17 protein-coding genes are annotated in these 22,376 nt (G+C 71.4%); 14 read left to right on the forward strand and 3 right to left on the reverse strand.

The window, feature by feature from the left end; all coding sequences use genetic code 11:
• Positions 1-84 precede the first annotated feature (84 nt).
• Positions 85-2,718 (forward strand): valine--tRNA ligase, encoded by a 2,634-nt coding sequence (locus OU416_RS20780; RefSeq protein ID WP_270928662.1) that lies wholly within the window; start codon positions 85-87, stop codon positions 2,716-2,718.
• Positions 2,719-2,838: 120 nt separating this feature from the next.
• Here the strand turns inward: OU416_RS20780 and OU416_RS20785 are convergent, their stop codons facing one another.
• Complete coding sequence (locus tag OU416_RS20785; protein WP_270928663.1) at positions 2,839-3,573, reverse strand: methyltransferase domain-containing protein; 735 nt, start codon at positions 3,571-3,573, stop codon at positions 2,839-2,841.
• A gap of 28 nt (positions 3,574-3,601) precedes the next feature.
• Between OU416_RS20785 and OU416_RS20790 the strand changes: the two genes are divergently transcribed.
• From OU416_RS20790 to OU416_RS20805, 4 genes are read left to right on the forward strand one after another with little or no spacing between them, the layout of a single operon-like run.
• A complete protein-coding gene (locus OU416_RS20790) occupies positions 3,602-4,051 on the forward strand; it encodes a helix-turn-helix domain-containing protein (protein ID WP_270928664.1) in 450 nt (149 codons plus the stop codon).
• Between the two features lie 40 nt (positions 4,052-4,091).
• A complete protein-coding gene (folC, locus tag OU416_RS20795; RefSeq protein ID WP_270928665.1) occupies positions 4,092-5,459 on the forward strand; it encodes a bifunctional tetrahydrofolate synthase/dihydrofolate synthase in 1,368 nt (455 codons plus the stop codon).
• Entirely contained in the window at positions 5,456-5,929 is a 474-nt protein-coding gene (locus OU416_RS20800) for a DUF4233 domain-containing protein (RefSeq protein WP_270928666.1), read from the forward strand. Before folC ends, OU416_RS20800 begins: the two co-directional genes overlap by 4 nt.
• 55 nt (positions 5,930-5,984) lie before the next feature.
• On the forward strand, positions 5,985-6,233 hold the full coding sequence (locus OU416_RS20805) for a ribbon-helix-helix domain-containing protein (protein ID WP_270928667.1): 249 nt from the start codon (positions 5,985-5,987) through the stop codon (positions 6,231-6,233).
• Between the two features lie 31 nt (positions 6,234-6,264).
• Here the strand turns inward: OU416_RS20805 and OU416_RS20810 are convergent, their stop codons facing one another.
• Positions 6,265-7,365, reverse strand: a complete 1,101-nt coding sequence (locus tag OU416_RS20810; protein WP_270928668.1) for a zinc-binding dehydrogenase — start codon at positions 7,363-7,365, stop codon at positions 6,265-6,267.
• Positions 7,366-7,521: 156 nt separating this feature from the next.
• Between OU416_RS20810 and OU416_RS20815 the strand changes: the two genes are divergently transcribed.
• The 9 genes from OU416_RS20815 to OU416_RS20855 all read left to right on the forward strand — a co-directional run bounded on the left by OU416_RS20815 (position 7,522) and on the right by OU416_RS20855 (position 19,022).
• Positions 7,522-9,051, forward strand: coding sequence for an alkaline phosphatase D family protein (locus tag OU416_RS20815; protein ID WP_270928669.1), 1,530 nt, complete (start codon positions 7,522-7,524; stop codon positions 9,049-9,051).
• Between the two features lie 66 nt (positions 9,052-9,117).
• Positions 9,118-9,339 (forward strand): AbrB/MazE/SpoVT family DNA-binding domain-containing protein, encoded by a 222-nt coding sequence (locus OU416_RS20820; protein WP_270928670.1) that lies wholly within the window; start codon positions 9,118-9,120, stop codon positions 9,337-9,339.
• Positions 9,340-9,444: 105 nt separating this feature from the next.
• Complete coding sequence (ndk, locus tag OU416_RS20825) at positions 9,445-9,855, forward strand: nucleoside-diphosphate kinase (protein WP_093152336.1); 411 nt, start codon at positions 9,445-9,447, stop codon at positions 9,853-9,855.
• A gap of 5 nt (positions 9,856-9,860) precedes the next feature.
• On the forward strand, positions 9,861-10,415 hold the full coding sequence (locus OU416_RS20830; RefSeq protein ID WP_270928671.1) for a GNAT family N-acetyltransferase: 555 nt from the start codon (positions 9,861-9,863) through the stop codon (positions 10,413-10,415).
• A gap of 91 nt (positions 10,416-10,506) precedes the next feature.
• Positions 10,507-12,471, forward strand: coding sequence for a TIGR03960 family B12-binding radical SAM protein (locus OU416_RS20835; RefSeq protein ID WP_270928672.1), 1,965 nt, complete (start codon positions 10,507-10,509; stop codon positions 12,469-12,471).
• Between the two features lie 251 nt (positions 12,472-12,722).
• Positions 12,723-13,517 (forward strand): TIGR03936 family radical SAM-associated protein, encoded by a 795-nt coding sequence (locus OU416_RS20840; RefSeq protein WP_270928673.1) that lies wholly within the window; start codon positions 12,723-12,725, stop codon positions 13,515-13,517.
• A 166-nt stretch (positions 13,518-13,683) separates the two neighbouring features.
• The gene (locus tag OU416_RS20845) at positions 13,684-16,644 is read left to right on the forward strand and encodes a translation initiation factor IF-2 N-terminal domain-containing protein (RefSeq protein WP_270928674.1); all 2,961 of its coding nucleotides are present in this window, start codon (positions 13,684-13,686) and stop codon (positions 16,642-16,644) included.
• Positions 16,645-16,785: 141 nt separating this feature from the next.
• Positions 16,786-17,406, forward strand: a complete 621-nt coding sequence (locus tag OU416_RS20850) for a TetR/AcrR family transcriptional regulator (RefSeq protein WP_270928675.1) — start codon at positions 16,786-16,788, stop codon at positions 17,404-17,406.
• A gap of 143 nt (positions 17,407-17,549) precedes the next feature.
• Entirely contained in the window at positions 17,550-19,022 is a 1,473-nt protein-coding gene (locus tag OU416_RS20855) for a carboxylesterase/lipase family protein (protein ID WP_270928833.1), read from the forward strand.
• Positions 19,023-19,087: 65 nt separating this feature from the next.
• On the opposite strand, the gene OU416_RS20860 is transcribed toward OU416_RS20855, so the two are convergent.
• Complete coding sequence (locus tag OU416_RS20860; RefSeq protein WP_333779647.1) at positions 19,088-22,255, reverse strand: arabinosyltransferase domain-containing protein; 3,168 nt, start codon at positions 22,253-22,255, stop codon at positions 19,088-19,090.
• Between the last annotated feature and the right edge of the window lie 121 nt (positions 22,256-22,376).

The raw sequence follows: 22,376 nt of genomic DNA on the forward strand, positions 1-22,376 counted from the left end.
GGTGTCCAGCGTCACGTCAGCGCTGGTCGCGGCCGGGGTGATGCCCGGAAAAGCCGCTGGACCGGGGCTCGTAGAATCCACCCCGTGACACAGACCCATGCCGCTCAGCACCGTGAACTTCCGTCGACCTGGAATCCAGCCGACGTAGAGGCCGAGCTGTACCAGCGCTGGGTAGACGCCGAGTACTTCACCGCGGACGCGGGCAGCGACAAGCCGCCGTTCTCCGTCGTCATCCCGCCGCCGAACGTCACCGGCAACCTGCACATCGGGCACGCCTACGAGCACACCCAGATCGACATCATCACCCGGCGCCGCCGGATGCAGGGCTACGAGGCGCTGTGGCTGCCGGGCATGGACCACGCCAGCATCGCGGTGCAGACGCTGGTCGAGCGGCAGCTGCGCGACCAGGGCATCGACCACCGCGAACTCGGCCGCGAAGCGTTCGTGGAGCGGGTGTGGCAGTGGAAGGAGCAGTACGGCGGCGCGATCCTGGGGCAGATGAAGCGCCTCGGCGAGAGCGTCGACTGGTCGCGCGAGCGCTTCACCATGGACGCCGGGCTGTCCCGCGCGGTGCAGACGATCTTCAAGAAGCTCTACGACGACGGCCTGATCTACCGGGCCGAGCGGCTGGTGAACTGGTCGCCCACGCTGCGCTCGACGATCAGCGACATCGAGGTGGAGCACAAGGAGGTCGACGGCGAGCTGGTCTCCATGCGCTACGGCGACGGGGAGAACTCGATCGTGGTGGCCACCACCCGGATCGAGACCATGCTCGGCGACACCGCCATCGCGGTGCACCCCGACGACGAGCGCTACCGGCACCTGGTCGGCACCGAGGTCGAGCTGCCGCTGACCGGCCGCAAGATCCCGGTCGTCAACGACGAGCACGTCGACCCGGAGTTCGGCACCGGCGCCGTCAAGGTCACCCCGGCGCACGACCCGAACGACTTCGAGATCGGCAAGCGGCACGACCTGCCGATGCTGACGATCATGGACGAGCAGGGCCGCATCGCCCACACCGGCACGCGGTTCGACGGCATGGACCGCTTCGAAGCGCGGGTCGCCGTCCGCGAGGCGCTGCGCGAGCAGGGCCGCATCGTCGAGGAGAAGCGGCCGTACCGGCACAGCGTCGGGCACAGCTCGCGGTCCAAGGAGCCGATCGAGCCGCGGCTGTCGCTGCAGTGGTTCGTCAAGGTTGGTCCGCTGGCCAAGGCTGCGGGTGACGCGGTGCGCGACGGCCGGGTCGCGATCCACCCGCCGGAGATGTCCAAGCGCTACTTCGACTGGGTCGACAACCTGCACGACTGGGCCATCTCGCGCCAGCTGTGGTGGGGCCACCGGATCCCGATCTGGTACGGCCCCGGCGGCGAGGTCGTCTGCGTCGGACCGGACGAGGAGCCGCCGTCGGGCGAGGGCTGGCACCAGGACGAGGACGTGCTCGACACCTGGTTCTCCTCGGGCCTGTGGCCGTTCTCCACGCTCGGCTGGCCGGAGGACACCCCGGACCTGCGCAAGTTCTACCCGACCAGCGTGCTGGTCACCGGCTACGACATCCTCTTCTTCTGGGTCGCCCGGATGATGATGATGGGCCTGTACGCGATGGACGGCGTCGAGCCGTTCAAGGAGATCGTGCTGCACGGCATGGTCCGCGACGCGCACGGCAAGAAGATGTCCAAGTCCGCGGGCAACACCGTGGATCCGCTGGAGTGGATGGACACCTACGGCACCGACGCGCTGCGCTTCACGCTGGCCCGCGGCGCCAACCCGGGCACCGACTCGCCGATCAGCGAGGAGTGGGTGGCGGCCTCCCGCAGCTTCTGCACGAAGCTGTTCAACGCCACCAAGTTCGCCATGATGAACGGCGCGAAGGTGCCGGAGCGGCTGGCCGACCGCGCCGAGCTCACCGACGCCGACCGGTGGATCCTGGACCGCGCCGACCAGCTGGTGTCCGATGTGGACGCCCTGCTGGAGGACTTCCAGTTCGCCAAGGCCACCGAGGCGCTCTACCACTTCACGTGGGACGAGTTCTGCGACTGGTACCTGGAGCTGACCAAGGTCCAGCTGGACGCGGGCGGTGACCGGGCGGAGCGGACCCGCGAGGTCCTCGGGCACGTCCTGGACGTGCTGCTGCGCCTGCTGCACCCGACGATCCCGTTCATCACCGAGACGCTGTGGACCGCGCTGACCGGTCGCGAGTCGGTGGTCGTCGCGGAATGGCCGAAGCCGTCCGGTGCGGTGGCCGACGAGGCCGCCGCGCAGCGGATCGCCGCGGTGCAGAAGCTGATCACCGAGATCCGCCGGTTCCGGTCCGACCAGGGCCTCAAGCCGGGGCAGCGGGTGGCGGCCAAGCTCGGTGGCGCCGTCGAGCTCGGCCTGGCCGAGCACGTGCCCGCGGTGCGGTCGCTGGCCCGGATCACCGAGCCCGCCGACGGCTTCACCTCCTCGGCCTCCATCGAGGTCGGCCTGACCGGCGGCAACGTGGCGGTGGAGCTGGACCTCTCCGGGGCGGTGGACATCGCCGCCGAGCGCAAGCGCCTGGAGAAGGACCTGGCGGCGGCCGAGAAGGAGCTGACCGGCACGGACAAGAAGCTGACCAACCCGGCGTTCCTGGACAAGGCCCCGGCCGAGGTGGTGGACAAGATCAAGGCCCGCCGCGAAGCGGCGCAGATCGAGATCGACCGCATCAAGGCCCGCCTCGACGGTCTCCCGCAGGGCTGATCGACCCCCATCCCGAAGGGCACCCCGAACTCCGCGGGCGCCCTTCGCCTCCCCCTGAGCGAGGCTGGGTGAAGGGCACCTTTCACCAACTAAGTTGGCGAAAGGTGCCCTTCACCTCGGTCATGGGTTGGTGGCGGCGGCGAGGAAGATCGGGATGGCGCAGCTGAGGCGGTCGGTCTCGGCTCGGCGCTGTTGGTCGGCGATCCAGGAATCCGCCTGCGCGTTGGTGAGGGCTCCGGCTGCGCGGGCGGCTTCGGCGAGGCCCAGCAGGACCGGCAGGACGATGGTGCCGGTGAAGAACCCGGTGTGGATCTCGACGGTGACGTCGCGAAAGTCGTTGTCCAGCAGCAGGTTCCGGTACTGGCGCGCGGCGTGCGGCCGGGGGACCGTGCCGAGCCGGGCAAGCACCGCCGCGCGAGTGGTCGTCGCGTCGTCGGAGTCGATCAGAATTCCTTCCCAGTCCTGGCCGAGCAGCACGATGCGGCCACCCGGCGCCAGCACCCGCCTGGCCTCGGCCAGCGCCGCCGCCGGATCGGCGATCGCGTGGAAGACCTTCTCCGCTCGGTAGCCCGCGAGCTCGCCGTCGGCGAAGGGCAGGGCACCGGCGTCGGCCAGCCGGACGTCGACGCCGGGCAGCCGCTCGCGCGCTGTCGCGACCATGTCCCGGTCGACGTCCAGCCCGATCGCCGCCACACCGCGTTCGCGCAGCTCACCAACGGCCCGGCCGGCTCCGCAGCCGATGTCGGCGACCACTCCGGCGGTGGGCAGCAGCTGGTAGGACCGCTCGCGGAGGCGCACCGCTTCGGGCAGCGAGTCGAAGCGGTCGAGGATCTCGATCAGGTTCTCGGTTGACATGTCGCCGAGCCTGCGACTTCATGTCGACGTGAAGTCAACACCCGAGTTCGCCATCGGCGACCTCGCCGCGCACTTCGGGCTCGCCGCGCACGTACTGCGGCACTGGGAGTCGATGGGGCTGCTGGCGCCCCGCCGGGTCTCGGGGCGCCGCCGGTACGGCCAGGACGACCTCTACCGGGTGGCGATCATCCTCCGAGCCAAGCAGGCGGGCCTCGGCCTCGAGGCGATCCGCGAGGTGCTGGCGACCGCGGAGCCCGGCGCGCGCCGGCGGATCATGCAGCGGCACCGCGACGAGCTCCGGCGGCGCATCGACGAGCTCCAGTCCTCGCTGGACCTCATCGAGTGCGCGCTGGACTGCGACCACGCCGACATCGCCACCTGCCCGCACTTCCAGCGGGTGCTCGACGAATCGGTCGCCGGGCGCTTTGTCCGGCCCGCCGGATCGGGGCCGCCGCCGCGGCCGGGGGTGGAGACGTAGACTGACCTCGACATTTCGTCGTTCGCAGGGGAGTGGGCACTTGTCCGGCACCGATCCCGCCGCGCTGCAGGAGCTGCGCGCCGTGGAGGCCGAGCTCAACGAACGCTGGCCGGAGACCAAGATCGAACCGTCGCTGGACCGGATCCGGGCGCTCACCGATCTGCTCGCCGAGCCGCAGCGCAGCTACCCGGTGGTGCACATCGCCGGGACCAACGGGAAGTCGTCGACCTCCCGGCTGACCGACGCCCTGCTGTCCGGGCTCGGCCTGCGCACCGGCCGCTACACCAGCCCGCACCTGCAGGTCGCCACCGAGCGGATCAGCATCGACGGCAAGCCGATCAGCCCGGAGGCCTACGTCGAGGCCTACCGCGACGTCGCGCCGTACGTGTCCATCGTGGACTCCCGCAGCGATGTGCGGATGAGTAAGTTCGAGGTGCTCACCGGCATGGCCTTCGCGGCCTTCGCCGACGCGCCGGTCGAGGCGGCGGTGGTCGAGGTCGGGCTGGGCGGCAGCTGGGACGCCACCAACGTCGCCGACGCCAAGATCGCGGTGGTCTGCCCGGTCGCGCTGGATCACGCCGAGTACCTGGGCGACGACATCGCCGGGATCGCCGCCGAGAAGGCCGGGATCATCAAACCCGGTTCGATCGCGGTGGTCGCGGCGCAGCCCGCGGCGGCCCAGCAGGTGATCATGGATCGCGTCGCGGAGGTCGACGCCACGGTCGCCCGCGAGGGCCAGGAGTTCGGCGTGCTGTCGCGGACCGTCGCGGTCGGCGGCCAGATGCTGAGCCTGCAGGGGCTGGGCGGCGTCTACGACGAGGTGTTCCTGCCGCTGCACGGCGAGCACCAGGCCCGCAACGCGGCGCTCGCGCTCGCCGCGACGGAAGCGTTCTTCGGAGCAGGCGCCGATCGCCAGCTCGACGTGGAGCGGGTCCGCGAGGGCTTCGCGAGCGTCGTGACCCCGGGCCGCCTGGAGCGGGTGCGCTCCGCGCCGACCGTGCTGGTCGACGCCGCGCACAACCCGCACGGCGCTCGGGCGCTGGCCGACGCGCTCAGCTCGGAGTTCTCCTTCCGCCGCCTGGTCGCGGTGGTCGGCGTGCTCGGCGACAAGGACGCGCGCGGCATCCTGACCGAGCTGGAGCCGGTGGTCGAGGAGATCGTGCTGACCCGCAACTCCTCGCCGCGGGCGATGGATCCCGACGAGCTGGCGGGCGTGGCCAAGGACATCTTCGGCCCGGACCGCATCGTCGTCGAACCGCGGCTGGACGACGCGGTCGAAACCGCGATCCAGCTCGCCGAGGAGACCGACGACCCGGGCGAATCGGTGTCCGGCGGCGGCGTGGTGATCACCGGCTCGGTGGTGACCGCGGGCGAGGCCCGAGCCCTCTTCGGCAAGGAACCGGCATGAGTGGTGGAGAGACTTTGACCGACGAGCAGAAGCCCGAGCCGGGCCACGGCCTGCCCGAGGCGCCGCCCGGTGTGCGCGACCCGTGGAAGGGTCTGCGCGGGATCATGGCGGGCACGCTGGTGCTGGAGTTCATCACCTTCATGCTGGCGCTGCCGGTGGTCTGGCGGTTCGGCGGCGGGGTGTCCAGCGCCGGGTTCGTCATCGTCGCGGTGCTGTCGGTGCTGATGCTGGCGGCGGCGTTCGTGCAGCGCCGCCCGTGGGGACTCGCCGTGGCGCTCGCGCTGCAGGGCGCGATGGTGCTGTGCTTCTTCGTGCACCCGTCGGTCGGCATCATGGGCGCGATCTTCGCCGCTATCTGGGGCTACATCCTCTACCTGCGCAACGACGTCGCCCGCCGGATGCGCGAGGGCCAGCTCTACGACCAGCTCGGCCACCCGCCCGGCTACCCGCCGGAGGACAAGGCCGACTGAGTTTCACCTGGTCGAGGCTGGTGCATCATGATGCGTGATCCGCATGCTCAGATGCATGCGGATCACTATCACGATCGACGACCAGATACTTGACCAGTTGGAGCTACGTGCGGCGCGCGAACGCACGACGATTAGTGCGCTGATCGAGGATGCGCTCCGCATGGGTGAACTGCGGAGGACACAACGGGCGACGTCGAGAACGGGGCGGTTTCACCTACCGACATTCGACCTCGTGGTGCCCCAACCTGGTGTTGACCTCAATGACAACGCCGCACTGCTCGAATTCATGGAGCACGACGAGTGATCGCCTGCAGGTTCGTGCTGACGACTGACGGTCAGCCGATGTCGATGACGGCTCGGCCGATGATCTCGCCGCGGTTGAGCGCGTCGTAGGCCTCTTGGGCCTGGTCGAAGGGGTAGCGGCGGCTGATCGCGTCCTGCGGGCGCAGGAGGCTCCTGGCGACCAGGTCGAGCAGGACCGGCATGTCGCGGCGTGGCTTGGCGCCGTAGGAGCCCTTGATCTGCAGCTTCCGCCGCGCCATGGTCGCCAGGTCGAACTCGCCCGTGGTGCCGCGGGCGGCGATGCCGACCACCACGACCTGCCCGCCCTCGACCACCGAGTCGCGCGCCACGTTGAACGTCGGCACCGCGCCGAGCGCCTCGAAGGCGACGTCGACCCCGCGGCCACCGGTGAGCTCGCGGATGGCGGCCGGGGCGTCCACCTCCGCCGAGTTGACCACGTGCGTGGCACCCAGCTCGCGTGCGCCTGCCAGCTTCTCCTCGCTGATGTCCACCGCGATGATCATCGACGCGCCGAACACCGCCGCGAGCTGGATCAGCGCCGACCCGACGCCGCCCGCCGCGACCACCGCGACGGTGTCGCCGACGCGCAGGTCGGCCGCGTGCCGCAGCGCGCCGTAGGCGGTCATGGTCGAGCAGCCCACCGAGGCCACGTCGGTCAGCTCCACGCCGTCGGGCACCCGGTACACCGAGGTCGCCGGGGTGACGCACCGCTCTGCCAGCCCGCCCTGGGAGTACATCCACACCGCGTCGCCGTCCGGCCGGAACAGCCGGGTCTCGTCGTCGTAGAGCCGCCCCTTGCCCCGGTTGAACTCGAAGAACCGCAGGCAGATCTCCTCGTTGCCGCGCGCGCACTGCGCGCACTGGCCGCACGGCATGATGAAGCTGGTGACCACCGGGTCGCCCACCGCGAGCCCGGTGACGCCGGGGCCGACCTCGGAGATCACGCCCGCGACCTCGTGCCCCAGCACCGCCGGGACCGGGAACGGCAGCTCGCCCTTGAGCACGTGCAGATCGGAGTGGCAGGCGCCGCAGGACCGCACGTCGATGGCGACCTCGCCCGCCCTCGGCACCGGATCGGCGAGCTCCTCGATCCGCATCGGCTGGTTGGCGGCGGTGTGCACAGCAGCGCGCATCCAGGTCTCCTCGTCAGACAGACCGGCCAGTCGGTTCGCCGGTGAAGCTATCGCGCCGCACCGCCGCGCACCAGGCCCGCGATCGGCACGAACTCTTCACCTGGGCGTCGATCCGAGGTGAGCCACCAGCCGCCTGGTGCGGATAGAACCGGGCGCATGAGCACCGATCCCGCGCTGAACCGGCGCACCCTGCTGCGGGGTGCCGCCACCGGACTCGCCGCCTCCGGCCTGCTGGCCGGTGCCCCGGCCTTCGCCCGCTCCGGACGCCCCGTGCTGACCCACGGCGTGCAGCTCGGCGACCCGCGTCCGGACGGCGCCGTGGTGTGGACCCGCGCCGACCGGCCGTCGCGGATGTTCGTCGAGATCTCCCGCCACGCCGACTTCCGCGGTTCGCGGCGGATCCCCGGCCCGCTGCTGACCCCGGAGACCGACGGCACCGGCGAACTCCTGCTGCCGCACCTGCCGCCCGGGCAGCAGCTGCACTACCGCGTCGTCGCCCAGGACCTGGACGGCCGGGTCGACAGCGAGCCGCTGACCGGCACCTTCCGCACCGTGCCGCGCGCTCGCCGCGACGTGCGGTTCCTGTGGTCGGGCGACGTCGTCGGGCAGGGCTGGGGCATCAACCCGGACGTCGGCGGCATGACGATCTACAACGCGATGGCCGCCCGCAACCCGGACTTCTTCCTGCACAGCGGCGACACCGTGTACGCCGACGGCCCGCTGCAGGAGTCGGTGGTGCTCCCGGACGGGCGGGTGTGGCGCAACATCGTCACCCCGGAGAAGTCCAAGGTGGCCGAAACGCTGGCCGAGTACCGCGGGCAGTTCGCCTACAACCTGCTCGACGAGAACTTCCGCCGCTTCGCCGCGCAGGTGCCGCAGCTGGTGCAGTGGGACGACCACGAGGTCACCAACAACTGGTACCCGGGCGAGGTCCTGGACTCCGACAAGTACACCGAGAAGCGCGTCGACGTGCTCGCCCAGCGGGCTTTCCAGGCGTTCCACGAGTGGCAGCCCGCCCGCCGCCAGGACGCGGTGGACGGCCGGGTGTACCGCAAGGTCTCGCACGGCCCGCTGCTCGACGTGTTCGTGCTCGACATGCGCAGCTACCGGGACCCGAACTCGGCGGGCACCAGCCCGGAGCGGATCCTCGGCGCGCGCCAGGCGCGGTGGCTGGTCGAGGAGCTCAGCCGGTCGCGGGCGACCTGGAAGGTGATCGCTTCCGACATGCCGATCGGCATCGTGGTGCCCGACGGCGACGCGATCGAAGGCGTCGCCAACGGCCTGCCCGGTGCGCCCAACGGTCGCGAGGCCGAGCTGGCATGGGTGCTGCAGGAGATCAGCCGCCGGCGGGTGCGCAACACGATCTGGCTGACCGCGGACGTGCACTACTCGGCGGCGATCGAGTACTCCCCGGAGCGCGCCGCCTTCGAGGGCTTCGACCCGTTCTGGGAATTCGTCTCCGGCCCGCTGCACGCAGGCGCGTTCGGCCCGAACAAGCTGGACCCGACCTTCGGTCCTGAGCAGGTGTTCGTCAGCGCGCCGAGCAGGCAGGGCGCCTCGCCGCTGGAGGGCTTCCAGCACTTCGGCGAGGTCAACATCGACGCCCGCACCGGCCAGCTGCGCGTCGACCTCCGCGACCAGGGCGGCCGCTCGCTGTGGGCCAAGACCCTCGACCCGCAGCGCTGACCAGCCACGATCGAGTTATTCGGTGGAGGTTGGGTGGGAAGTGCGGTACTTCCCACCCTCGTGGAGATGAACGAAGAAGAGCAGGTCACCATCCCGGCCGATCAGCGCCAGGAACTGGGACTGCGGCCAGGGAGCCGGATCGAGATCACGTTGGCGGGCGACGCGCTGATCCTCACGCATGCTCGCCCGGCATCGGCCCGCGGGAAGCGCATCGTCGAGCTGCTGCGGGGCAGCGGACGCGGCGAGATGACGACCGACGAGATCATGGAGCTGACGCGCGGCGAGTGATGCCGCCCCGCCGTCGGGCGTGTCACCTGCATCGATACGCTGGCGGGCAAAACGGGCGCGGTGCGTGACGGCACCTGGCGCCCAAGGCGACGAAGGAGGACAACCGTGAGCGAGCGCACCCTGGTCCTGGTCAAGCCGGACGGAGTCGAGCGCGGCCTGGTCGGCGAGGTGATCAGCCGGATCGAGCGCAAGGGCCTGAAGCTGGTCGCGCTGGAGCTGAAGAACGTCGACCGCGAGCTCGCCGAGCAGCACTACGCCGAGCACGACGGCAAGCCGTTCTTCGGCTCGCTGATCGAGTTCATCACCTCCGGGCCGGTCGTGGCCGCGTGCGTCGAGGGCCCGCGCGCCATCGCCGCGTTCCGCCAGCTGGCCGGTGGCACCGACCCGGTGGAGAAGGCGGCGCCGGGCAGCATCCGCGGCGACTTCGGCCTGGAGGTCCAGTTCAACCTCGTGCACGGTTCGGACTCGCCCGAGTCCGCCGCGCGCGAGCTCAAGCTCTGGTTCCCGGAGGTCTGAGACCCGTGACCGGCATCGACCCGGACGGCTTCGTCACCGGGCCGCACCGGGTGGATGCCGTCCACCCGGACCTGGTGGAGGCGCTGGCCGGGTTGTGGGCGCGGGTCACCGCGGCCGGCGGCGCGGCCGGGTTCAGCCCGACGGACCCGCTGGACGAGCTGCGCGCCGCAGCGACCAAGCTGGTCGACGAAGTGCGGACCAAGAAGGCGCACCTGATCACCATCGGCCAGCAGCACGTGCTGGTCGGAATCGCGGTGCTGCGGCCGCGGCAGCTGCCGGTCCGGACGCACACCGGCGAGCTCGTCTGGCTGGCGGTCGACCCGGCGCTGCAGGGCAGGGGCTGGGGCGGGCAGCTGCACGACGCGGCGCTGGTGCACGCGCAGGCGATCGGCCTGGAGATGCTGGACCTGGTCACCCGCAGCGGGCACGGCCTGGAGCGCTACTACGCGCGCCTCGGCTGGGTCGAGCGGGGCCGCTGGCCAGGTGCGGTCCGCGTCGCCCCTGGTGACGACCGGGACGAGATCTGGTTCACCCGGGAAGTCGGATCCCGCGCGCGGTGAGCCCGGCGCGCGGCCGCCAGCGCAAGAAGAAAGACCTCATCGGAATTCGCCCCGGGCCCCTTGGCGGGGCCGGGGCCTTTACCCTGGTTGGGTGCGTGTGGAGTCCGTTTTCGACAGGTTGGAACCGCTGCTGCCGCGCGTCTCCAAACCCGTGCAGTACGTGGGTGGGGAGCTCAACGCGACGCTGAAGGCGTGGGACGACACCGCCATCCGGTGGTGCCTGATGTACCCCGACGCCTACGAAGTCGGCCTGCCCAACCAAGGCGTCCAGATCCTCTACGAGATCCTCAACGAGCAGCCGGACGTGCTGGCCGAGCGCACCTACGCGGTGTGGCCGGACCTCGAAGCGCTGATGCGCGAGCACGGCATCCCGCAGTTCACCGTGGACGCGCACCGGCCGGTCGGCGCCTTCGACGTGCTCGGCGTCAGCTTCGCCACCGAGCTGGGCTACACGAACCTGCTCGGTGCGCTGGACCTGGCGGGGATCCCGCTGCACGCCGCCGACCGCACCGATGATCACCCCATCGTGCTGGCCGGTGGGCACGCGGCGTTCAACCCGGAGCCGATCGCGGACTTCCTGGACGCGGCGGTGCTGGGCGACGGCGAGGAAGCCGTTCTGGAGATCACCGAGGCGATCCGCCGCTGGAAGGCGGAGGGGCAGCCGGGCGGCCGCGACGAGCTGCTGCTGCGGCTGGCGGAGTCCGGCGGCGTGTACGTGCCGAAGTTCTACGACGTCTCCTACCGCGCCGACGGTGCGATCGACCAGGTCGTGCCGAACGACGAGCGCGCTCCGTACCGGGTCTTCAAGCGCACCACCATGGAGCTCGACGACTGGCCCTACCCGAAGCAACCGCTGGTGCCGCTGGCCGAGAGCGTGCACGAGCGGATGAGCGTGGAGATCTTCCGCGGCTGCACCCGCGGCTGCCGGTTCTGCCAGGCCGGGATGATCACCCGGCCGGTGCGGGAGCGCTCCATCGAGGGCATCGGCGAGATGGTGCAGCGCGGCCTGGCGGCCACCGGGTTCGAGGAGGTCGGGCTGCTGTCGCTGAGCTCGGCCGACCACTCCGAGATCGCCGACATCACCAAGGGCCTGGCCGACCGCTACGAGGGCACCAACACCGGCCTGTCGCTGCCGTCCACCCGGGTGGACGCGTTCAACATCGACCTGGCCAACGAACTCTCCCGCAACGGCCGCCGCTCCGGGCTGACCTTCGCCCCGGAGGGCGGCAGCGAGCGGATCCGCCGCGTGATCAACAAGATGGTGTCGGAGGAGGACCTGATCCGCACCGTCTCGGCGGCCTTCGCCAACGGCTGGCGGCAGGTCAAGCTGTACTTCATGTGCGGTCTGCCCACCGAGACCGACGAGGACGTGCTGCAGATCGCCGAGATGGCCAAGGAGGTCATCCGCGCGGGCCGGGAGGCTTCCGGGCGCAAGGACATCCGCTGCACGATCTCCATCGGCGGGTTCGTGCCCAAGCCGCACACCCCGTTCCAGTGGGCCGCGCAGACCGACCCGGACACCGTCGACGCGCGGTTGCGCAAGCTCCGCGAGGCGATCAACTCCGATCGCCGGATCGGCCGCAACATCGGCATGCGCTACCACGACGGCAAGCCGTCGATGATCGAAGGCCTGCTCTCCCGCGGGGACCGGCGGCTCGGGCGGGTCATCGAACGGGTGTGGCGCGAGGGCGGCCGGTTCGACGGCTGGAACGAGCACTTCTCCTACGAGCGCTGGGTCGACTGCGCCGCAGCCGAGCTCGAGCCGCTGGGCGTGGACCTGGACTGGTTCACCACCCGGGAGCGGACCGAGGGCGAGGTCCTGCCGTGGGACCACCTCGACTCCGGCCTGGACAAGGAATGGCTGTGGGCCGACTGGCAGGACGCGCTGGAGGCCCGCGAGCAGGACGACTGCCGGTGGACGCCGTGCTTCGACTGCGGGGTGTGCCCGACCATGGGCACCGACATCGAGGTCGGGCCGACGGGGCGGAAGCTGCTGCCGATCTCGCCGGTCGGGCAGGGCTCCCCGGTCCGCAACCCGGCCTTCACCCAGGGCTGAAAGCGGTCGGCGAGCCCTGGTCAGAGTCTTCTGGCCAGGTCGCTCGCCGGTCCCGCCCGCCGGGCCGGAGCTCGGTGCGGAGGCGTCCGGCGTTGTACGTTCCTTCGAAAACTGGCCCGCAGGTGTTGTCACACTGCGGTTGAGCAAGCAAGCATCGGCATCGAAGGCGGTCGGCAGGACCGCCCGATGACGATCATGGTCGGGAGGGCATCCTGAGTCGGCGAGATCATCCGAATCCCTCGGCTCCACCGGTGCAGAAGCTGCGGCTCCGCTACGCCAAACGGGGGCGGCTGCGGTTCACCTCGCACCGGGACGTGGCGCGCACCTTCGAGCGCGCGCTGCGACGGGCCGGGGTACCGATGGCGTATTCCCAGGGCTTCAGCCCGCACCCGAAGGTGTCGTGGGCGGGCGCGGTGCCCACCGGCGTGTCCAGCGTGGCCGAGTACGTGGAGCTTCAGCTCGTGGAGCGGGTGGAGCCCGCGGCCCTGCGCGCCGAGCTCAACGCCGCGCTGCCCGACGGCATCGACGTGCTCGAAGCCGCGGAGGCCCGGCCGGGCGCGCTGGCGGACCGGCTGGAGGTGAGCCGGTGGCGGATCGACCTGCCCGGCACGGACGTCGCCGAGCTGCGCGACGCCGTCACCGCGCTGATGGCCGCCGACACGGCGCTGGTGGAGCGGATGACCAAGGACGGTCGCCGCACCATCGACGCTCGTGCGGCGCTGCTCAGCGCGGAGGTCCAGACCACCCACTCGGCAGTCGCGCAGAGTGATCAAATTTCCGCCGCGACCGCCCAGGTGGACGATTGGCCGAAGGCATCGGAACCGTATGGGATACTTGTAACGGTCGTTCGGCAGACAACACCCGTCGTACGACCCGACGACGTACTGAGCGCCCTGCGTGTCGTCGCCGGTCTGGAACCGTCGGCCGCCGCGAGCGCGACCCGGCTGGAACAGGGTCGGCTCGACGACGGAGGCGGCATCGCCGACCCGTTGGCCCAGGACTCAGGCGCCGAGCGGATTCCGGCAGGGGAGCCCACGGCCGGATGACGGACGGCGTGGACGTCGCCGACCCGCCGTGTGACTTCCCGGCCTGAAGGCCCGGGGCGGAGGGAACACCAGAATTGCCGTCGCCCGCGGGCGGCGGAGACCGAAGAACGCACATGCCTCTGTGCGGCCGCGTCCACCCGGACGCGCCCGGGGGCGGAGGAGCTGGATGTTGAACACGGACAACCCCGCTGGAAGCGCCAGCGGGCAATCGCCCACACCCACCGGAGCGGAGCAGGGCACGATCGAGCTGCCCGCCAAGCTCCGCGTGCACGCACTGGCCAAGCTGCTGGGTTCCAGCAGCCGGGAGATCATCAACACGCTGGAGTCGATCGGCGAATCGGTCCGCAGCGCGCAGTCGAACATCACCCGCGAGGTGGCGCTGCAGGTCGTCGAGGCGCTGAACCCGGAGCTGGTGGCCGAGTCGGAGACCCCGGCCGAGCCGGAGTCGCCCGCCCAGCCGGAGCAGGCCGAGGCCGCTCAGCCCGAGCAGCCGGCTGCCGAGGAACCGGCGGCCGTCGAGCCCGCGATCCCGGCCGCGCACTTCGCGGCGGCCGCGAACGAGCCCGCTCCGGAGAGCAACGCGCTGGCCGGGCTGACGCCGGTCTTCGCGGCGCCGGAGGCCATGTTCCTGGCGCCGTCCGCGGCGCCGCAGGAGTCGCGGCCCGAGCCGAAGGCCGAGCCGGAGCCCGCCCCCGCTGCCGAGGTCGAGGAGCCCGCCGAGGCCAAGGCCGAAGCCCCGGAGGACTCCGCCGACGGCGACGAGGACGGCGAGGGCACCGGTCGGCGGCGCCGCCGCCGTGGCCGCCGCGGTCGCGGTCGTGGCCGCGGTGCCGACTCCGAGACCGGTGGCGAAGGCGACTCGGAGGCCTCCGAGGAGGCCGAGACCGCTGAGCAGCCCGCGGCGGAAGAACCCGCCGAGGAGCAGCCCGCCGCCGAGTCCGAGGGCGCGGGGGAGTCGAACCGCCGCCGCCGTCGCCGTCGTCGCCGCAAGGGTTCGTCCGACGACGAGACCGGTGCCCGCGAGGACGACCCGCCGAACACCGTCGTGCACGTCCGCGAGCCGTCCGCCGAGCCCCGCCAGGACAGCAGCGACGACGAGGTCCGCGCGGTCAAGGGCTCGACCCGCCTGGAGGCCAAGCGGCAGCGCCGCCGGGACGGCCGCGAGGCCGGTCGCCGCCGTGCGCCGGTGCTCTCCGAGGCCGAGTTCCTGGCCCGTCGCGAGTCGGTGGACCGCAAGATGGTCGTCCGGCAGAACGGCGACCAGACGCAGATCGCGGTGCTGGAGGACAACGTCCTCGTCGAGAACTTCGTGACCTCCTCGGGCACCGGCTCGCTGGTCGGCAACGTCTACCTGGGCCGCGTGCAGAACGTGCTGCCCAGCATGGAAGCCGCCTTCGTCGACATCGGCCGCGGCCGCAACGCGGTGCTCTACGCCGGTGAGGTCGACTGGGACGCAGCCGGGTTGGCGGGCAAGGCGCGCCGCATCGAGCAGGCGCTGTCCACCGGTGACAGCGTCCTGGTGCAGGTCACCAAGGACCCGGTCGGCCACAAGGGCGCCCGGCTGACCACCCAGATCAGCCTGCCGGGCCGGTTCCTGGTGTACGTGCCGGGCGGTGGCGCCACCGGCATCAGCCGCAAGCTGCCGGACACCGAGCGCAAGCGGCTCAAGGAGATCCTGAAGCGGATCGTCCCGGACAACGCCGGGGTGATCATCCGCACCGCGTCGGAGGGCACCAGCGAAGAGGCGCTGGACCGCGACGTGCGGCGCCTGCAGGCGCAGTGGGAGGTCATCAAGGAGAAGGCCGAGATCCCCGGCGCCCAGGCCCCGCAGCTGCTCTACGAGGAGCCGGACCTGCTGATCAAGGTCGTCCGCGACCTGTTCACCGAGGACTTCTCGCAGATGACCGTCCAGGGCTCCGACGCCTGGGACACCATCGAGGCCTACGTCCAGCACGTCGCGCCCGACCTGGCGCAGCGGCTGGTCAAGCACGTCGGCAAGAACGACGTGTTCACCGAGCAGCGGATCACCGAGCAGATCGCCAAGGCCCTGGACCGCAAGGTCTGGCTGCCCTCCGGCGGTTACCTGGTGATCGACCGCACCGAGGCCATGACGGTGATCGACGTCAACACCGGCAAGTTCACCGGTTCCGGCGGCAACCTCGAGGAGACCGTCACCCGCAACAACCTGGAAGCGGCCGAGGAGATCGTCCGCCAGCTCCGGTTGCGCGACATCGGCGGCATCATCGTCATCGACTTCATCGACATGGTGCTGGAGTCCAACCGCGACCTGGTGCTGCGCCGCCTCACCGAGTGCCTGGGCCGGGACCGCACCCGCCACCAGGTCGCCGAGGTGACCTCGCTGGGCCTGGTGCAGATGACCCGCAAGCGGGTCGGCACCGGCCTGCTGGAGGCCTACAGCAGCACCTGCGAGCACTGCCGCGGCCGCGGCCTGCTGGTCTCCACCGAGCCCGCCAACCACCCGAACGGCCACGGCCACGGCGGCGGCGGGAACAGCAGCGGCAACAACGGCTCGCGCCGCAACCGCAACCGCGGCAAGCAGCACGAGGCCGAGCAGCCGGAGCCGAAGCAGCCGGAGCCCGTGAAGGCGGCCGAGCCGGAGAAGGCCGAGGCCGCGAAGCCCGAGGTTGCGAAGGCCGAGGTTGCGAAGGCCGAGGCCCCGAAGGTCGAGACCGCGAAGCCCGAGGCTGCGAAGGTCGAGCAGGCGAAGCCTGCGGAGGTGCAGGCCGAAGCGGCAGCGGAGGTCGAGCCCGCGGCAGCGGAGGTCGAGCCGAAGGCGGAGGCCGTCGAGGCGAAGCCGGTCGAAGCGGCGAAGCCCGCTGAGGCCGCGAAGCCGGTCGAGCAGCCGGCGGCAGCCGTCAAGGCCGCGGAGCCGGCCGTCGCGGAGGCGAAGCCGACGGCCGCGCCGGAGGCCAACGGCCGACGGCGGAAGGCGACGCGAGCGGCCGGCAGCGCCGGCGCGGCGGTGGCGCCGCTGGTGGTCAGCAAGCCGGCGGAGCCGGTGGGGCCTGCTGACAACGGCCTGGCCGAGGTGGCTCCGGCCGCGCCGGTCCGCCGGGCTCGCCGCCGGTCCGCGTCGCGGCCCGCTGGTCCGCCCGTCGAGGGCTGAGTCAACGCGCTGGGATGGCCGATCCGTTCTCGAACGGGTCGGCCATTTCGCTTCTCCGGGTAAGGACGCGCTGATCTGCGCGGACTCCGTGGCTGGGACGAATCCGCTCGCTGTTTTGCTCGGCTGTGCTATTTTTTGCTCATGCGAGCAAATTTCAGCTCGGATGAGCAAGGAAGGTCGTTCACCGAGCAGGGCAGGCGGGCGCAGATCGTCGCGGCGGCCATCGATGCGATCGTCGATCTCGGCTATCCGCGCGCTTCCTTCGGCCAGATCGCCCAGCGCGCCGGGCTGAGCAGCACCGGGATGATCTCCTACCACTTCAAGAACAAGGCCGAGCTGATGCGGCAGGTCGTCGCCGACGTCTACCGGACGGCCGAGGAGCTGGTGGGAGCCCGCGTCGACGCAGCCGACACGGCGCGGGCGCAGCTCCGCGCGTTCATCGAGTCGAGCGCGGACTTCTACCGCACGCACCACCGCCAGCTCCGCGCGCTCACGGAGATCCTCATCAACGAGCGCGGCGGCGATCCGGTGCTGCCGCACCGCCGCGAGATCGAGGGCCTCGCCGAGCTCTTCCGCGCCGGTCAGCGGGCCGGCGAGTTCCGGGACTTCGACCCGCACGTCATGGCGGTGACGGTGCGCCACGCGCTGGACGGCGTCGCGCTGCGCCTCGGCACGGAAGCCGACACCGACGCGCAGCTCTACGCCCGCGAACTCGCCACCACCTTCGACCTCGCGACCCGAGCCGACCAGGAGAACTCATGACCAACTCCGTGCCGAGGAGGGGCGAGCCCAACCGCACCTCAGGGGACCGTGACGCAACCCAGTCACAAGAAATCTCGAAACGCGAGATCAACCCTGAACGCGACCACCGCTGTGAATCGCGGGGAGGCGGGACTGCGGTAGAGCTGGACTCGGGCCGCGTGAGAGGGCTGAGCTTCGACGAGCACCTGCTCTTCCAGGGAATCCCCTACGCCGCGCCGCCCGTCGGCGAGCTGCGCTGGAGCCTGCCTCGGCCGGTCGAGCCGTGGGCCGGGGTGCGGGACGCGACCGAGCCGGGCAGCCCGTGCCCGCAGCTCCCGCAGTCCTTCGCCGACGTGGGCAGCGTGGACGAGGACTGCCTGTTCCTGAACGTGACCGCCCCGCGCACCGGTGGCCGCAAGCCGGTCATGGTGTGGCTGCACGGTGGCGGCGGGACCAACGGCGAGGGGTCGGTCTTCGACGCGCGGCGGCTGTCGGTCGCCGAGGACGTCGTGGTGGTGACCGCGAACTACCGGCTGGGCATCTTCGGCAACTTCGGCTACCCCGGACTGCCCGGCGGCGCGTTCGGCCTCGCCGACCAGCAGGAGGTGCTCCGCTGGGTGCAGCGCAACATCGGGGCCTTCGGCGGTGACCCGGACAACGTGACGCTGTTCGGCGAGTCCTACGGCGGGCTCTCGATCGGCGCGCACCTGGTGGCCCCGGGCTCGGCGGGCCTGTTCCACCGGGCGATCGTGCAGAGCGGCTTCCCGCTGATGCGCGCTCCGGCGAACACCTACGTGCCCGGCTCGCCGGAGATGCCGTCGCTGTGGCTGTCGGCGGCCGAGCTCGAAGGGCTGGCCGAGCACGTGATCGGCGAGGCCGGATGGGTGCGGCCGGGCCGGGGGAGCGCGATCGACCAGCTGCGCGCGCTGCCCGTCGAGCAGCTGCTCCAGCTGAGCCCGGTGTTCACCCGGACCGGATTCGGCAACGAGGTGCTGCCGGAGTCACCGGCGCGGGCGCTGGCGGAAGGCCGCTTCCACCGGGTGCCGGTGCTCGCGGGCAACACCCGGGACGAAGCCAGGTTGTTCGTCGCGATGTTCTTCGACGGCACCGGTCAGCCGGTCACCCCGGACGGCTACGGCAAGCTGCTGGCGGAGGGCTTCGACGCCGCGGCCGACGACATCGCGCGCGAGTACCCGCTCGAGGCCTACGCGACACCCAGCCTCGCCTGGTCGACGGTGATCAACGACGCCGCGTGGGCGCGCTCGCTCTGGGACCTCGCGCAGGCCCTGCACGAGCACACCCCCACCTACGTCTACGAGTTCGCGGACCGGGACGCGCCGCCGGTGGTGCCGTTCCCGGAGGGCTTCCCGCCCGGCGCCTACCACGCGGCCGAACTCCCGTACCAGTTCGACGTGGGCGGGATCGCACCGCTGTCGGCGCAGCAGTGGCGGCTGGCCGCGACGATGCACCGCTACTGGGCCAACTTCGCGCGCAGCGGCGACCCCAACGGGCCAGGCCTGGTCACCTGGCCGCGCTTCACGCCCGACCAGCACGTCCAGTCGCTGCACCCGGAGCGCATCGGTCCCGCCGACTTCGCCGCCGACCACCGCCTGGACTTCTGGACCCGCCTCACCTGATCCGGTGTGCGGTGAAGGGCACCTTTTAGCAAGTAAGTTGCCTGAAGGTGCCCTTCACCGGGAGATCAGTTCTGCTCAGGCGTGTCGAAGGTCGGGATGTCGGTCCGGTCGTCGGAGCTGGGCACGTCGCCCGGCAGCTCCACCGCCTCCGTCAGCGGTCCCGGCGACCAGGTGCCCCAGTGGGTTTCCGGCCGGATGTCCAACGCCGCCTGCGCGGGCAGCGCGTCCGCGTCGTAGGGGTGCACGACGTAGAGGGAGCCCCAGTCCTGCTGCGGGTCGCCGCGCAGGTAGGTCGGCAGCTCCCGCACGCTCGACGCCACGTTGAGCCAGCCGAACGGCCCGCCGGCGTCCGGCGACGACCAGCCCTCGCCGACGTCGCGCACCAGCTCACCGGCCGACACCCGGAAGTGCGGCATCTCGGCGACACCGTTGTACAGACCGGAGATCCGCAGGCACGGGTGCACCAGCGCGGCGGGCCACTCCACGAACGTCGGGGAGTCGCCGACGAGCTCGGTCATGCTGGTCAGCTTCGGCACGCGCGGGGCGGTCACCGCCAGCCAGCCCTCCGCGCCGAGCGCCTGGTCGACCGCGACGACCCGCATCTTCGTGGCGCCCTCGGCCTCGGCGCCCAGCGTGTAGCGGTGGTCGCGCCAGCCCGGCGGCGGGCCCTGCTCCACCTCGTAGCGCCCGGTGATCTCGAAGCCGCGCTCGGTGTCCCGGCCGAACTCCAGCATCAGCGAGTTCGCGCCGGTCTCCGAGCCCGCCAGGCTGAGCACCACCGGGGTCTTGCCGCTGAGCGCCTCCTCCGGCAGGTCGTACCAGGGCGTGCGCAGCTCACCGGTGCCGAGCCCGGCCTCGTCGTAGCTGCCCCAGGCCGGGGCGGCGTCGTCGCCGAACTGGTGCGGCGGCCGCCAGCTCGGCTCCTCCGCGTCGCCGCCGCTGCTGACCGGCACGCCGGGCCGGGCGAAGCCGGTCTCCTTCGACCGCAGGTACTCCGCAGCGGTCTCGTGGCCGACCAGCCGCCGCGGCGGAACCGGCACGGCCTTGTCGGTGGCCTTGGCGGCCACCGCGGGCTGCTCGGGCGACACCGGCAGCACACCGGCCCGCGGATCGGTCTCCACGTCGATGTAGTCGGACAACCCGCAGCTGGAGCCGGTGAGCTGCTTGATGTTGTCCACACCCAGGTTGTAGGTGTCGTCCTGCTTCTGGATGGCCTTGCCGAAGGCCGCCAGCTCGCCGAGCACCAGCAGAGCGCACAGCACCGACAGCGGCGCGGTGCCCAGCCGCAGCGCCCGGCTGCGCTTCTCCGGGCTGTCCCAGCTCTCGTCGACGACCTTCGGGTTGTTCTCGTCGATGCGCAGGTGCTCGATCAGCGCGATGACGCCCGCGACCGCGGCGAAGACCAGGAACAGCGTGCTGAAGTTGTAGCCGCCGATCGACGGCGGCTTGTCGAACCACGGGATGCCCCAGCCGGAGACGTACCACCAGGCGTTCGGCCCGGTGGCCGCGAACGCCAGGATCACCATCAGCCCGGCCACGAACGCCGCCCGGTTGCGCCGCGAGCGCAGCACCGTGGTGCTGGTGGCCAGCGCGGTGAGCGCGGCCAGCGCGCCGCCGAAGGCGGCGAAGATGCCGAAGTGGTGGGTGTGCTTGGTCGGGGTCAGGGCCAGCACGACGAAGCACATCGCGACGATCGCCAGCAGCCGCCGGCTCGGGCCCAGCGCAGCGCCCCGGACCCGGTTGCGGCGCAGCAGCACCACGGCGCAGGTCACCAGGCACAGGATCACCAGCAGCACCGGGAAGCGGCGCGTCAGCGAACCGTCCGGGCTCTGGCTGAACAGCAGGCTGTAGCGGCTGAGCTCCTCGTACCACCGGCCGTTGGGCCCGAAGGTGGTCTTGAGCTCCATCGAGTCCAGCACGGAGCGGAAGGTCTGGTCGTAGAAGACCAGCGTCAGGATCACGAAGCCGGAGGCGGCGATCGGCGCCAGCACCGGCAGCCAGCCGAACTCCTGCGCCCGCTTGCGCACCAGCCGGTACAGCGGCTTGATCGCGGCGACGTAGGGCAGCACGGCGACCAAGCCGTGCGGGTTGACGCCCACCGACAGGGCCGCGGCCACCAGGCCCAGGGCCGCGGGCACCAGCCGCCCGGTGGCCACCGCGCGCTCGACGGCGCACAGCGCCAGCAGCGAGAACAGCACCACGACCGGCTCGGCGCGGAGGCCGTTGTTGTAGGGCAGCCAGAACGCCAGGAACACCGCGGCGGCGGCCCAGCCCGCGGCGTTGGAGCGCCGCACCTGCTGGCCGAGCCTCGGGAGCACCTCGCGGCTGATCAGCAGCCAGGACACGATGCCCATCAGCAGCGCGGGCAGCCGCACCCACGGCGTCGCCGTGGACACCTGCACCCACAGCGCGTAGACCTCGTAGAACCAGCCGAACGGCGATTCGGGGTTGGCGAACCAGCGGTAGTAGTTGCTGACGTACCCGGCGCTCTCCTCCGAGCGCACCATGCTGAGCACGTAGCCGTCGTCGGAGGTCATCGCCCCGATCAGCCACCACACGCCCAGTGCGACGAACACCGCCGCGTCGCGCAGCGTCGGCTTCCACCAGCCGGTCGGGGCCAGCCGCGGTGCGCGCCGCCCGGCCCGCACGTCCAGCCGCCGCAGGCACAGCACGGAGCCGATGAACGCCGCGACGGTCAGCGCCATCATGACCACCTTCAGCACCGTTGGTTCGGTGCTGAACCGGTTGTCCACGCGGGCCTCGAACGACAGGCCCCGGACGTCGTCGACCGCGTTGTCGAGCGCGGAGTAGACGCCGGTCAGCTGGGGTCGCTGGTCGCCGAGCACGTGCGCCCACTGCTTGCCGCCGACGGTGGCGGTGGTGCCCGAGGCGTCCGCGCGCAACGCGATGGTGCAGTCACCGGGCGGCAGCTGGGTCGTGCTGACCTGCCGTCCCTTGGAGAACAGCGCCACCTGGCCGTCGTCGACCTGCAGCACCAGACCGGTCAGCTTGCCGAAGTCCGAGGACGGCGGGTTCGTGCTCAACAACATGCCGGGCCCGGCGGTGCGCTCGTCGAGGCTCCGCACGGCGGCGCAGGGCACCTCCGCGTCCAACCACAGCGGTGAGTAGGCGACCAGCGGGGCGGACACCGATCTGGTGCCCTCCGCCGTCGGCCACTTGAGCGTGGTGACGTCGTGTTTGACCGGGAGGAACGGGATCAGGAGCGCGAGCACCGTCCCGAAGATTCCGAGGATTGCGGCAGACAGCCGAAGTCGCTTCGCCGAGTGCACGCGCAGCACCTTACGGGGCTGTGACGGAGCGGGTACGAGTGCACCCCCAGCGGTGAGCGCGCCG

The organism is Saccharopolyspora indica, from assembly GCF_027853965.1.
GTDB lineage: Bacteria > Actinomycetota > Actinomycetes > Mycobacteriales > Pseudonocardiaceae > Saccharopolyspora > Saccharopolyspora indica.